Source organism: Myxococcus vastator (genome assembly GCF_010894475.1).
GTDB classification, from domain to species: Bacteria; Myxococcota; Myxococcia; order Myxococcales; family Myxococcaceae; genus Myxococcus; species Myxococcus vastator.
The window spans coordinates 1-13871 of the sequence record NZ_JAAIYB010000207.1; the positions used below are offsets into that span (position 1 = coordinate 1).

The window sequence follows — 13871 nt, forward strand, 5'->3', positions numbered from 1 at the left end:
AGGCCCCCCAGGCCCCCACCGGGACGGATGCGGGCGGTGTGGTTCCAACCCCTCCGTAGGGCCCTTTCTGACCGTCCACGGTGGATTCCAGGAGGCCCACACTCCACGTTCCTGGGAGGGGTCACGCACTGTTCACCGAATGACTGCGAGATCGGCTCGGAGATCGATCATAGATTGCACGGTCCATGCCGGGCCGAGCACTAGATCTCGCGTTGACAGGCTGGATACCCCCCCATAGCTTGTGTCTGGTCGATGGCGCCCCACCAGCCGATGTGGCTGGGCGCGGGGAAGAGGAGGGATTGTGGGTTTCTTGCTTACAACATCGGTCTGGCCGATAAATCCCCCCAGACACGCCGTCGATTCCAGCCGCTAGTCCCGTCCCGCCGGAACGGGACCTACCTGAACAATTTTCCAGTAACGTGGTGGGGAAACCCGCTTCCCTGGACAGGCCTCGTGTCTGTCCGAAGCGCCCTGCTTTTGTCTGGAGTGAGCCGCTCGTGAACTTCGATACGCCCGTGAAGCCTTCCGCCAACATGTCTGTCCCGCCCGTCTCCTCCGGTCCGTCCACGCCGGCGACGACGACAGCGCCGACGGGCGCCGCTGCCTCGGGCGCGGTTGCTTCCGAGCCCACGGCGGGCGACTTCAGCGCGACCTCCATGCGGGTGCGCAAGCGCAACGGCGGCACGGAGACCGTGGACCTCAACAAGATTGTCCGCGCCGTGGGCCGCTCCTGCGTGGGCCTGCCCCGCGTGGACGCGATGCGCGTGGCCACGAAGACGATCTCCGGCCTGTATGACGGCGCGACGACGCGCGAGCTGGACAGCCTCTCCATCCAGACGGCCGCCGCCCTCATCGTGGAGGAGCCCGAGTACGGCCGCCTCTCCGCGCGCCTGCTGGCCACCTTCATCCAGAAGGAGGTCAGCAACCAGGACATCCACTCCTTCAGCCAGTCCGTCGCGGCGGGCCACAAGCACGGCCTCATCGCGGACCGGCTGCTCCAGTTCGTCCAGGCCAACGCGCGCAAGCTCAACGCGGCCATCGACCCGTCGCGCAACGACCTCTTCGAGTACTTCGGCCTGCGCACCGTCTACGACAGGTACCTGCTGAAGAACCCGCAGACGCGCGAGGTGCTGGAGACGCCGCAGGAGTTCTTCCTCCGCGTGGCCAGCGCGCTCAGCGGCGACAACGTGAACGAGGCCATCGAGCTGTACCGGCTGTTCAGCTCGCTGGAGTACCTGCCCAGCTCCCCCACCCTGTTCAACTCGGGGACGCGTCACGAGCAGCTGTCGAGCTGCTTCCTGCTGGACTCGCCCGCGGACGAGCTGGACGCCATCTACAAGAAGTACTCGGACATCGCGATGCTGTCGAAGTTCTCCGGCGGCATCGGCGTGGCGTACCACCGGGTGCGCGCGCGTGGCTCGCTCATCAAGTCCACCAACGGGCACTCCAACGGCATCGTCCCCTGGCTGAAGACGCTGGACGCCTCCGTGGCGGCGGTGAACCAGGGTGGCAAGCGCAAGGGCGCGTGCTGCGTGTACCTGGAGACGTGGCACGCGGACATCGAGGACTTCCTGGAGCTGCGTGAGAACACCGGCGACGACGCGCGCCGCACGCACAACCTGAACCTGGCCAACTGGGTGCCGGACCTCTTCATGAAGCGCGTGGAGGCGGACGGCGACTGGAGCCTGTTCGACCCCAAGCGCGTCCCCCACCTCACGGACCTGTACGGCGACGCCTTCGAGCAGGCCTACGCGAAGGCCGAAGCCGACGGCCTGGCCATGCGCAAGGTGAAGGCGCGTGACCTCTACGCCCGGATGATGAAGTGCCTGGCGCAGACGGGGAACGGTTGGATGACCTTCAAGGACATCAGCAACCGCAAGAGCAACCAGACGGGCAAGGCCGGCAACGTCATCCACCTGTCCAACCTGTGCACCGAAATCCTGGAGGTGACGAGCCAGGGTGAGACGGCGGTGTGCAACCTGGGCTCGCTGAACCTGAGCCGGATGCTGGTGGACGGGAAGTTCGACTTCGACCGGCTGCGCGTCAACGCCCAGCTCGCGATGCGGCAGCTCGACCGCGTCATCGACCTGAACTACTACCCCATCCCCGCGGCGGCCTCGTCCAACAAGCGCTGGCGCCCGGTGGGCCTGGGCCTGATGGGCCTGCAGGACGTCTTCTTCCAGCTCAAGCTGGCCTTCGACTCGGCGGAGGCGCGCGCGCTGTCGAAGAAGATTTCGGAGGAGATCTACTTCGCGGCGCTGACCACGTCGTGCGAGCTGGCCGAGCAGTACGGCGCGCACGAGTCCTTCCCGGAGACGCGGGCGGCCAAGGGCGAGCTCCAGTTCGACCACTGGGGCGTGGTGCCCGAGGACACGGCGCGCTGGGACGCGCTGCGCCAGCGCATCATGAAGCACGGCCTGCGCAACTCGCTGATGATTGCCATCGCCCCCACGGCGACGATTGCGTCCATCGTCGGCTGCTACGAGTGCATCGAGCCGCAGGTGTCGAACCTGTTCAAGCGCGAGACGCTGTCGGGGGACTTCCTCCAGGTGAACCGCTACCTGGTGCGGGACCTCCAGGCGCTGGGGCTGTGGAACGAGAACGTCCGCAACCGCATCAAGATGGCGGAAGGCAGCGTGCAGGACATCACCGAGCTGCCGGAGAACCTCCGCGCGGTGTACCGCACGGCGTGGGAGCTGCCGATGCGCGCGCTGCTGGACATGGGCGCGGACCGCGGGGCGTTCATCGACCAGAGCCAGTCGCTCAACCTCTTCGTGGAGACGCCGAACATCGGGAAGCTGTCCTCGATGTACTTCTACGCGTGGCAGAAGGGCCTGAAGACCACGTACTACCTGCGCTCGCGTCCGGCGACGCGGATCGCCAAGGCGACGGTGGGCACGGGGGGTGGCGCCAGCATGGCGTCGGCGGCCCCTGCTCCGGTGGCGAAGGCGACCGAGGCCGAGGCGGTGGCCTGCTCGCTGGAGAACCCCGAGGCGTGCGAGGCCTGCCAGTAGGCCTGGGGACGCTGACGGTTTGGCTTGAAGAAGAACGTCTGAGACACCGCGCCGCAGCGCGAGGAGCACGGAAGCAATGCTGTTGAACCCTGGCCTGAATCTCACGCTGCGCCCGATGGCGTATCCGCAGTTCTTCGAGATGTACCGGAACGCCATCAAGAACACCTGGACCGTGGAGGAGGTGGACTTCTCCACGGACCTGGTGGACCTGCGCTCGAAGATGACGGACGCGGAGCGCCACCTCATCCACCGGCTGGTGGCGTTCTTCGCGACGGGAGACAGCATCGTCGGCAACAACCTGGTGCTGAACCTGTACAAGCACCTGAACGCGCCCGAGGCGCGGATGTACCTGTCGCGCCAACTCTACGAGGAGGCGCTGCACGTCCAGTTCTACCTGACGCTGCTGGACACCTACGTGCCGGACCAGGCCGAGCGGGCGAGGGCCTTCGCCGCCATCGACAACATCCCCTCCATCCAGCGCAAGGCGCGCTTCTGCATGAAGTGGATGGACAGCATCCAGGGGATGGACACGTTGCAGACGAAGCAGGACCGGCGTCAGTTCCTGCTGAACCTCATCTGCTTCGCGGGCTGCATTGAAGGCCTCTTCTTCTTCGCGGCCTTCGCCTACGTGTACTTCCTGCGCAGCAAGGGCCTGCTGAACGGCCTGGCGGCGGGCACCAACTGGGTGTTCCGGGACGAGAGCGCGCACATGGCCTTTGCTTACGAGGCCATCCAGGTGGCGCGCAAGGAGGAGCCGGACCTCTTCGACGCGCAGATGGAGCGCGACGTGGTGGCGATGCTCCGCGAAGCCGTGGAGTGCGAGCTCCAGTTCGCCCAGGACCTGCTGAGCGGCGGCGTCATGGGCCTGTCCGTGCAGGACATGCGCGGCTACCTGGAGTACGTGGCGGACCAGCGGCTCCAGATGCTGGGCATGACGCCGATTTTCGGCACGAAGAACCCGCTGCACTTCATGGACCTGCAGGACGTGCAGGAGCTCACGAACTTCTTCGAGCGCCGCGTGTCGTCGTACCAGGTGGCCGTGGGGGTTGGCGCGGCGACTGACGTGGTCCTCGACGCGGCGTTCTGAGTCGCTGTGCGCTGTGTCCCGGGGCGCGGCTTCAGGCGCCCCGGTTGAGGGCGGCGCGCGGACGGGTCACCAGCACTTCCACCACGGGCTTTTCGGAGGCTCGGGAGTCCCCTCCTCCAGCGCCTGGACGGGCGGAGTCGCAGGGGCGCGAGCCGCGACTTCTTGATTCATCGCCTGCATTCCTTCCGGGGAGAGCCCGACGAGCAGCGGGGTGAACTTCACGTCATTGGGGATAGCGCCGTCATGCAGGAACTTGTTGAGTGCGTTCAGCACGGCACTCCGTCCCGCGACGGCCATGAGCTGGCCGCGCGTCAGCGTCTCTCCCGCGGCCGCCAGCTCGCCCAGCCGGACTGACTCCCGCCAGAGCGGCTCTTGCGCCAGCAAGGCTTCGTGCCGCCAGGGCGAGCGCCCCTCCATGTACTGCGCCGCCATGGGGGGCGTCGCGCCCAGCTTCATGGCGATGACGGATCCAAAGGCCTCGGGGATGAAGGACACCAGCTTGTCCGACTCGAGGACCGATGCCCCCTGTTCGCGGAGCTTTTTTCGGATCTCTTCGATGTCCCGATCGGGGGGTTCGATGAACGCCGCAACCGCGCGGCTCACGTCAACGCCCCCCTCGAGGACCAGGAACAAGCGGTGGCTGAGGAATCCCTGCGCCTTGGGCCATGGAACGTTCGCGAGGGCCGCCTGCAGTTCTGGCCACTCTTCGTTGTCGAGGAGAACCTCCAGCTTCATGACCTCCTCGTCGCTCTGAGCGAAGTAGATGCGAAGCCAGTGCGTTCCTGTCGTGAGCGGGAGCGACTCCAGTGCCCCCTTGAGTGAATCGGTCCATTCAGGCGGAGGCGCGTCCGACTCGCCCATGCGGCGCGTCACGATTTGCCCGAGGAACACACGGCGGGGAATGCCGCCGACGTTCCACTCCTCCACCGTGATGTGCTCGCATGGCGCACTGAGCAAGGCGCCCAGAAGCACGTGCAGCGAGCCTGCGGCAAAGCTCTGGTAGGCGCTCTGCCGGGCTTCTGTCGGAGACGCCCCGATGCCGACGACCGACTCCCCCAGGATCCGGCCCGCCCACAGCTCGACTGCCACATCCAGTTGTACGAACTGCTCCGGGTTCGTTCCAGACGGCTGCACATACCAAGCACGGGCGCGGGGCCCGGTCTGCCCAAGGCGCAGCCACTCCCCTTCCTCATGGCACTGGACACCGTGAGCTTCGATCAAGTCGCGCAGTGGTTCAGAGGCAGGGATGGCGTCCATATCGGGTCCTGGGAGCATAACGCACACGCACAGGCAGACCCAGACGCGCCCGACGCGGTCAAAGAAGCCCCACCTCTGGCTTGACGCATGCGTTTGCACCAGGCGCAACCCTTACTCCCAGAGGAGTATTGCCTGCCGATACGCGATAGGAGGGATACTGGGGACGAGACGCCACCTGTCCGGGAGGTCGCCTATGAAGCTCTATTTCTTTCAGCAGTCCCGTGCCACGCGAGTCCGCTGGATGCTTGAGGAACTAGGCATTCCCTACGAAATGGAGCCGGTGGACATGAGGAAGGGCGAGCACAAGCAGCCCGCCTATTTGAAGGTGCATCCGCTGGGCGCATTACCGGCCATTGAGGACGATGGCGCCCCCCTCTTCGAGTCCGCTGCCATCATCATGCACTTGGCGGACAAGTACCCCGAGAAGCGACTGGCTCCGCCAGTGGGCTCGAACGCGCGCGGCGAGTACTACCAGTGGGTCCTCTTTGCGATGACTGAGATGGAGCAACCGCTCATCGCGATCGCACAGCACACCCTCTTCCTGCCTGAAGCAATGCGCTCCGGTGAAGCTGTCGCCCGCGCCAGCAAACGCTTCAAAGCAGTGGCCTCGGTGCTCGAAGAGCGCATGAACGGGCGAAACTTCATACTCGGCAACACGTTCTCCGCAGCCGACGTGGTGCTGGGGGGAGTGCTCTACTTCGCCAAGAGGACGGAGCAAATTGGTGATGACATGCCGACGTTGAGGGCCTACTTGAATCGCCTATTAGAACGCCCTGCCGCAAAGAAGGGCTACGGCGGATAACCTTTCTGCGGCTCAAGGTGGCTCGCAAAAGCCGGAGACGCCTCTCCACAGACCGACAATCAGGCTCGCCTCTCAAGGCGTTCGACCACCGCATTCGAATATGAGCAATTCCGGGCACGCATCTCTCAGCAGAGAAGCCGGCTCCGGACGAGGACCACTCGACGCCCCATAGCCATACGAATGAATTAAGGACTGAATTCAGTGACTCACCAGAGCGAACACTGTTCAACGTGTGGCCATGACGCTAGATGGAGCGTCTGCCAGTCAATCGGAGCAAGAAAGGAACTACGGTGGTCACGGTCGATGCAATGTGCTCACTGCGGAAATGCCGTGGAGGAGGATGACGTCGGATTCCCGCCAGACCAGATCCGCAGCGCGCTCATTGAGACTCAAGGGCAATGGAGCCTGCACCTCTTGAATGCGGCCCACCGCAACAAGGCCGCAAGAGAGATGAGGCGCCTACTTGAGCTTGATCTTAATGCGGCCGCGCGCCTGCTTCGCGCACCTTTGAATGAACTCTGGTCGGGCACAGAGGTCGAGGCCAACTGGATTGCACTGCACCTACGCGAACATGGGGTCCTCGTGGCTATCACGCGACATCTACCTTGACGCTCAATGTGGACGTCCGCGTAGGAGCTTCGGGTGGTTGCAGAGGCGCACGGGATGGAAGACGAGGGGCTGGAGCATCGCTCCGTCAGGAGAGATTGCTTGAGGCGCAATTAGCGGAGTGAAGGGTGGTTGCCGCCAGGGGCCGACCCCAGAGAACGCAGACAGTCGCCCCCGGAAACCTGACGCCCAGCCAGGATCGACGTGATATCGTCGCCATTCGCAGTGATTGCATTAGGGGAGGGCTTCACGTTGATAGAGGATACGAAGACGCGGCATCGGAGACCGCTGTTTCTAGAGAGCGAACCCAGGTTCGTCTACGCGAGAGACAGGCGACTCGGTACCGATGCCCCCTTGCTGTTCTTGCCTGACGGCGGGGCGGAAACGCTTCGCTCCGATTGCAAAGGGGGCCATCTCTGGTGTCCCTATCCAGACTGCGGCATTCAATTTGCCACCACCCGGAGCGGCAAACGGAGACACTGCTTTGTCCATCAGCGCGGAATGCAAAAGTCAGTCCATCACCCCGAAAGCTACTTCCACATTCTGGGCAAGAACCTCGTGTTCCAATGGGCGAGACAGCGCTATCCCAGTGCACAGGTTCAACAGGAAGCGAAGGTCGAAAATGGGCAGATAGCCGATGTTCTCGTGACCCTAGAGGAGCGCCGGTTCGCAATTGAGATCCAGTATGCAGCGCTTTCTCCCGAGGAAGCGCACCGGCGGCACAAGGGATACTGCGACCTCGGAATCATCGATGTCTGGTTGTTGGGCCATCGCCCCCCTCACCTTGTGAATGCGAGGCACCACTCAGGAGAACCGCCATTGGTGGAGATGGGCCAGACGCAACGCCGTCTCATCGAACTCGGAGCGCAGTGCTTTTGGATTGCACCCGAGGGAATGGATGGCGGAGCGATTGCGACGGCGTGGACAATAAGCCGTCGTGAAGTGAGTCCGTCCACGTTGGAGACAAGTGATAGCCGTCAAAAACTGCCCATAACGATGAGGCAGGATGGCTGGTGCTGGCGGCACCCTGCTTCTCAGGACGATACTCGCATGCACTTCGAGGCGGACGCCCTTTCTGAGTGCAGCCTTGAGGGGCAAAGCTTCATCACGCCGACCCTGCGGCGGCTATGGGAGGAACAGGCCCGGATCGACGTGCTCACGTCGCAGCAGGTCGACACGTTCAGGCGCGAGGCGGAAGCCCAGCGGCCCGTACGCAGCGCCCCACATGTCCGAGTGGATCTACCTACGGCGCGGGGCTCACAGTCTCCACAAGGGAATCCCACGGGGAATGGACCTCAAGAGGTTCCATACAAGAGGCCTGCCGAGCCCAGCGCGCACAGTATCCACACAACGCTTGCAACACTCCAGAAACACCCCTGGTTCATCGTGAAAACGCGCACGCGGAACTACGTCACGGGTGCCGAAGAGATCTCGTTTGAGGTACGCGACGAGATCCAAGTTGGTAGCCAGCAAGGAATACGGCAACACATGGGATCTTTGGAGGACGGAATAGCCTGGGCTAAGAACAGGCGACATGAGGTGGTCGTTCTTGAGCAGGTGGTGTTAAACCTCAACGGGTCACCCTTCATGTGGGCGCCGCCAGTCCCACTCAATTGGACCCTTGAAGGGCCCGCTACCCGTCGTCTCTGGTAGGCAGCCCCTCCGGACTTCACACACCAATAGGATGGGTACAGCGAAAGGCCAGTACATCGGCCACGCCCATCCGGGCCCCTGGTGCGCTCGGGACAACCGCCAGCATCGCCGCGTCCAAACCGGGCTACAACGGTGCTCATGAACGTTGATCGAGGGAAGCGCTGGGCGTAGCCCTTGGTGGTCCCTGTAAATTGTGAGCGGATCCTTACCGGCGACGTGGCCAGAGTGGGCGGAGATTCATGCCGCCGTCCGGCCCGCGCCCGAAGCCGTTTGGGTGTCGGACTTTATCGTGAAAGACGCCGCCGAGTGGACTCGGACCCACGTCGGAATCATCTGGGTGGAATACTCGGAACTAGGGGAGCGCATCACAAAGGCTGCGGGCGTACCTTTCTACGGTGGTGGAAGGGTAGCTTCAGCATCTATTCTCCGAGAGACGGGGAGGAGAGCGATAGTGGCGAGCATCAAGGCACACGCGACAGGGAAAAATCTCCAGCAGTTCTGCCGAAACCTTGTAGTGACGCCTCCCTGCGATGGCGCCACATGGGAGCAACTGCTCGCGCGGAGCAACTGCTCGCGCGCACGCACCGGCCCGGCCAGCAGGCGGCATCCGTGGAGGTGGATATATGCCTCCACATACAGGACCATGCTCGCGCCTTCACAGAGGCCAATGCGCGGGCAATGTTCATTCAGCAAACGGACGGACAGTCGCAGAAACTGCTCTCCATCTCTCGTCAGCCTTAGAATCATGCGTATTGGCCCATCAGAACACACCAGTCAGACCTCAAAAGACAATGTCAAACAAACTAACCCCTTCCGCCAAAGCGGGCCTGATAACACTGATAATCTCCGGCCTAGCCCTAACACTGCTATCCCCGTTTCTGAGCGCAATAATACAGGACGCAATAAGACTCGCCTTGCCAGCAAACTCCACAACACAAACTTACCTTCTAAAATTGAACTACGAACAACAAATAACAAACATCGGAATCTTCACCTTCTCACTCATAGCCCTGCAGTGGCTTTTTGACTCAATAGCAAGGCAGGACATGTTGAGCCAAATTATCAAGGAAACAATGTCGAGCGTCTCCGTACGCGAGAGCGGCATTTCCCACATACAAATGGACTCAAAGTCCATCGATCATAAGAACGACATCCCTACAGCCGAAACGCTCATAATCGGAACCCACTACAGCTCTGGCTGGTTTTCACGACACAGCGAAGAACTCAAAAAAAGATGCGCCGCCGGAAAGAAAACAACCATTCTCATCCTCGACTCGACGAGTGATGCTGCAAATTACATCAAAACAATCGAGCCCATCACCCCCACGCGAATGGGCTCCGAGCAAGAGACCATCATCAATCGACTCGGCCCCATCGACCGCTCAGCGAAGAAGCTAATCGCAATACTGAAGCACCGCGTCGTACTCAGGTACTCATTTGTACTCACAGAGCAGTGCATCTGGATAAAGCCTTATCGCAATTCAAGCGGATACTCAAAAATACCCAGCATCCGTCTTGACGCAGGCTCCCCCCTGTACCGACATTTCTCTGACGACATCACCAACCTCATCAAAACCCACAAGAAGCCAATTCAATGAGCGACAAAGACATTCTCCGGCTACTGGTCAACCGCAATGGCGCAGAATGGATCACGCGCGAACTGAACAGAATTGACACATCCGCAGGCGATCGCTCCCACACGCTAACCATCATTTCAAACGTAGGAATCCACCCCCTACCAAGCGAAATACTCCAAGGCGAAGTGTTCCTGGCCTCTGAGGGCAACCTGGACTTCTCTTCGATGAATGTAATTGCGTCCCAATATGCCGACATTCTGACTCGCCTCTCCCAAAAGCTCAAAAGCCAAGAATGGACGAACATTTATATTCTGCCGTTCGGACATTGCACTCTATCGATGCAAATCAAGCTTCTCGTCTACCGAGTAACACGAATCGAAGCTAAGGAGATTTTCCACCTAGGTGGTGGCAAGTACGACATTCTCGCTATTGACCAGAGACCTATCATCAACAACGCATAGGGCCCAGAAAGACACCGTCCGATTGGCAATCAACAAATGCGAAAAACACCAAGCGGCGAGCACCACTACCCCTGAGCCGTCCCCTCATTCGAATCAAATGAAGCCGAATGCCTCGCGGAAGACGGCCTGCTCGCGGATGAGCTCGGCGAACTTCTCCATGAGGGGGCGGAGCCACTCCTCTCGCATGTTGGCGAGGGCGCCGTAGTAGATGATGCCTTGCCGAAAGAGAGAGTACTCGCGCGTCTTACGGGTGTCGGCGCGGAACTTCCTGTCGAGCCCCGTCGCTTCGCCCGCGGCGCCGAGCAGCGTCAGCAGAGCCATGGCGAAGGCGGACAGCAGCAACAGTCTGTCGCGGCGCTCGCAGGTGCCGATGGCGATGGCTGACAGGCCCATGCCGAAGCGCAAGTCCTTGATGTCCCGGTGCGTCTCCTCGCAGGTGAAGCGACGGCCGTAGGCCTTCACCAACTCGGTGGCAGTGGCTTGCTTGCTGCTGGCCGCCAGAAACCAGGCCTCTTTCATTCCCTTCTGGTGCACGCAGACGACGGCACCCACGCCGAAACGGGCCTGGGTGACGCGCGCTCCGCGCAGCAACTTCGGGCGGCCCGACGGGGGCACCCACTCCTTCGCCTTGCGCACCTCCCCTCCGGCACTTTCGACGTGCACGACGCCACAAAAGCGAATGACGTAGCCGAAGCTGAGTCTGTCCAGCAATTCATACAGGGCGACGTCTCCGAATGCTCGGTCCGCGAGCACCGTCACCTCCACGTCGGAGGGCAGCACCTGGTGCAACCGCTCCAGCAACGCGGCCTCATGGGCATTGCGCTGCCCGGTCAACTCGCTCTTGGGCACCGTCTTCCACAGCAACGGCGTGGCGCGGCCGTGTCGGGTGACAAGCTGAATGGCGACCGTGGTGTGGTCGTCCGACTCGAAGTCCGTCCAGTCAATGGTGACTGTCACCGCTTTGCGCTCGGCCACCACGAAGGGCACCCACTGCGCGAACAGCCGCCACACGTCGACGCCAGAGTTGGACAGCAGTCGGTCCACCTGCTTGATGGCGTGCTTGCCTTCCAACCCCCGCGCCTGGGAGAGCGCCAGTCCGATGGCCTTCACCGAGAGGCTGGCGGCGTGCACGGCGCCCAAGGTGGCATTGGACAGCGACAGCACACGCTTGGCATGGGTGTCCGGGCCGACGGCTTCCTCAATGAACCGATGCACCTCGGCGTGCGTTATGGATTTCGACATGCTCCGCACGATGCAGGACAACCTCTGGCGCCGAAAAGCGCGCGCCTCACTGCCGCTTCCCGCGCGGCTCCGGCACCAGCCAACCGCTGGGGACGGCCCTTGACGCTCGGCTCAAATGAGGGGACGACTCAGGTGGCCCACGTCTCTGTCCGAGCACCACCGTCTTCGCACGCAGCAGCCTGCCGGGCGCCTGCTGATCAACTCGCTAAATGAGGGGATCCATCAGGGCGGAGGCGTGTCGTGCCCGACATCTCACTCAGCTGGCCCCGATGGCCGCTCTTCTCCTACCCTCAGCCCTTCCTTCCCTCGTCCTCCTGCTTGGCTCACCCAGCCGAAAGGGCGAAAGTCGAGTCAGAGTCACCCCTCCAAGGGATCCTTCGGGCATCCATCACACATCCCGGGGCAACAGGCACGCTTCCGCCAAGCCGCGGATTGCAGGAGATAGACATACTGCGCTCCATCGCTATAGTTTCCACCACCGCCACCGCGAGTATTGTGCAGTCGACTTTGAGCCCAATTTGTCCACAAATGGTTGACCAATTTGGACTCCACCATTTTGGCAGACTCCACACTGACAGTTCGATAGAGAACGACCATTTCCTCCCAACCAGAAAATTTATGCTCTCTCCAGCGCCCTTCTGGCCTGGAAGTAAATCCTATCTTAAGATGATAACTATAACGCGCATGCTGCCCCACAACCCGCCTGAGTGTATCTAGAGCACTTGAAGCATGCCCAGTTACCACCCGGTATGTCGGCACTGACCTCTGGTAAGCGAACATCTAGCGCCCTCCTAGCTCAACGAGTTTAAATCCCTCAGATCTCGCGTCTATGCGGAAACGGGCTCAATCGCGTTACGCTCAATCACCACCGCTGACGGTGCCCTGACATTTCGCCTGTTAACGCGGAATCCCATGAAGCCACCATATCAGCCCCCCCACCACGAGCTGGCCACCGACGAACAGCGCCAGCCGCCACGGTAAGCGCACCGGCCGCCCCTGGAAGTCATCAAACCGAACCAGGGCAAACAGGGCCCAGACCAGCGTCATCACCCCGCTGAGCACGAAGCCCGTCACCGGGCTCTCCACCGGCGGAGCGAAGATGAAGTGGTACAGCACCGCGGGCACCACCAAGGCCACCAGCAGCACCAGCCCCCAGACGCGCGCGGCAGGCACCAGCGTGGCCGCCCTGCGCATCCTCCGGGCCCTGCCCAGCTTCGGCGCCATCTCGCTCACCGGCGTCGGCTTGGGCAGCACCTTCCCCTTCCACACCAGGTAGTGCGTGGCCATCAGCCTTGACGCTCGCGTCAGGTTGAAGCCCTCGACCGGCGTCCCCGCCGCCATCGCGCTGCGGCAGCTCACCGCCCAGTCGATGTAGTGGTGCACCTCCTCCAGCGGCAGCTTGACGATGCTCCGAATCACCTCGCGCGCCACCACGGGCGCCAGCGGGTCCACGGTCCACCCGTCCGCCCCCAGCGTGCTCAGCGCCTCGTCCTCCCGCTTCGCACCGGTGGGCACGCCCTCCTCGCCCTGGGACTCCAGCTCCCACGCCATGGTGCCCACGTCGCCCATCCACACCCGCGTGCACTTGAAGCCCGCTTCCTTCGCCAGGCTGGCCACGCGCGTCAGGAAGCCGTCCTGCTCCGCCGCCTCCGCCTCGCCTTCGACGACGCGCGGCGCTCCGAGCACCTGCACGTCGATGAGCGTCAGCGCCGGCCCGAACTGGAAGACGTCCGCGACGACGATGTCGCTCCGAGGCTGCTCCCCGAAGGACGTCCCCAGTGCGGCGTCCATCCATTGACGGACCCTGGACCGGTCCGGGCTCCCATGAATCCAGAGGTGATTCGCGATGCCGTAGGCCATGAGTTCCTCGGCCCGGATGCCTACCAGAGACGCGGCGCCACGCTCCAGGGTGATTGGTGCCCCACCCGCGCATGGAGGCCACCCCGGGTCATGGTAGACAGGGACGCACCGCATGGACCGCCTGTCCCAACTCCTCTGGCTCTGGATGCTCTTCTTCGCCGTCAACGCCCTCTGGGCGCTGGCGCAGGCCGCCGTGGCCAGCACCGTGGGCGCACGGCCCGTGTCCATCGTCCTCGGCTACGGCCCCACCCTGCTCTCCGCCCGCCTGGGGAGCATCCTGTGGGCCTTCCGCCCCCTGGCGCTCGGCAGCGC

At 62.6% G+C, this 13871-nt stretch carries 9 protein-coding genes and 1 pseudogene; 7 read left to right on the forward strand and 3 right to left on the reverse strand.

The window, feature by feature from the left end; translation table 11 throughout:
* The first annotated feature begins 497 nt into the window (after positions 1-497).
* Together G4D87_RS20620 and G4D87_RS20625 are read left to right on the forward strand one after the other, a co-directional pair.
* The gene (locus G4D87_RS20620; RefSeq protein WP_163783776.1) at positions 498-3014 is read left to right on the forward strand and encodes a ribonucleoside-diphosphate reductase subunit alpha; all 2517 of its coding nucleotides are present in this window, start codon (positions 498-500) and stop codon (positions 3012-3014) included.
* Positions 3015-3090: 76 nt separating this feature from the next.
* Positions 3091-4101, forward strand: coding sequence for a ribonucleotide-diphosphate reductase subunit beta (locus G4D87_RS20625; RefSeq protein ID WP_163783777.1), 1011 nt, complete (start codon positions 3091-3093; stop codon positions 4099-4101).
* Between the two features lie 66 nt (positions 4102-4167).
* Here the strand turns inward: G4D87_RS20625 and G4D87_RS20630 are convergent, their stop codons facing one another.
* Complete coding sequence (locus tag G4D87_RS20630; protein WP_163783778.1) at positions 4168-5358, reverse strand: DUF6348 family protein; 1191 nt, start codon at positions 5356-5358, stop codon at positions 4168-4170.
* 193 nt (positions 5359-5551) lie between these two features.
* On the opposite strand from G4D87_RS20630, the gene G4D87_RS20635 reads away from it, so the two are divergent.
* The 4 genes from G4D87_RS20635 (at position 5552) to G4D87_RS20650 (ending at position 10457) form a co-directional block, all read left to right on the forward strand.
* The gene (locus G4D87_RS20635) at positions 5552-6160 is read left to right on the forward strand and encodes a glutathione S-transferase family protein (protein WP_163783779.1); all 609 of its coding nucleotides are present in this window, start codon (positions 5552-5554) and stop codon (positions 6158-6160) included.
* Between the two features lie 1107 nt (positions 6161-7267).
* The gene (locus G4D87_RS20640) at positions 7268-8419 is read left to right on the forward strand and encodes a competence protein CoiA family protein (RefSeq protein ID WP_443192652.1); all 1152 of its coding nucleotides are present in this window, start codon (positions 7268-7270) and stop codon (positions 8417-8419) included.
* Between the two features lie 791 nt (positions 8420-9210).
* Positions 9211-10017, forward strand: coding sequence for a hypothetical protein (locus G4D87_RS20645; protein WP_163783781.1), 807 nt, complete (start codon positions 9211-9213; stop codon positions 10015-10017).
* Entirely contained in the window at positions 10014-10457 is a 444-nt protein-coding gene (locus G4D87_RS20650; protein WP_163783782.1) for a hypothetical protein, read from the forward strand. Before G4D87_RS20645 ends, G4D87_RS20650 begins: the two co-directional genes overlap by 4 nt.
* Positions 10458-10550: 93 nt before the next feature.
* Here the strand turns inward: G4D87_RS20650 and G4D87_RS20655 are convergent, their stop codons facing one another.
* Both G4D87_RS20655 and G4D87_RS20660 read right to left on the reverse strand, forming a co-directional pair.
* Complete coding sequence (locus G4D87_RS20655) at positions 10551-11699, reverse strand: IS4 family transposase (RefSeq protein ID WP_163783783.1); 1149 nt, start codon at positions 11697-11699, stop codon at positions 10551-10553.
* A gap of 897 nt (positions 11700-12596) precedes the next feature.
* A complete protein-coding gene (locus G4D87_RS20660) occupies positions 12597-13559 on the reverse strand; it encodes a hypothetical protein (RefSeq protein WP_163783784.1) in 963 nt (320 codons plus the stop codon).
* 112 nt (positions 13560-13671) lie between these two features.
* On the opposite strand from G4D87_RS20660, the pseudogene G4D87_RS20665 reads away from it, so the two are divergent.
* Positions 13672-13871, forward strand: a pseudogene (locus G4D87_RS20665) (hypothetical protein); the annotation flags it as partial.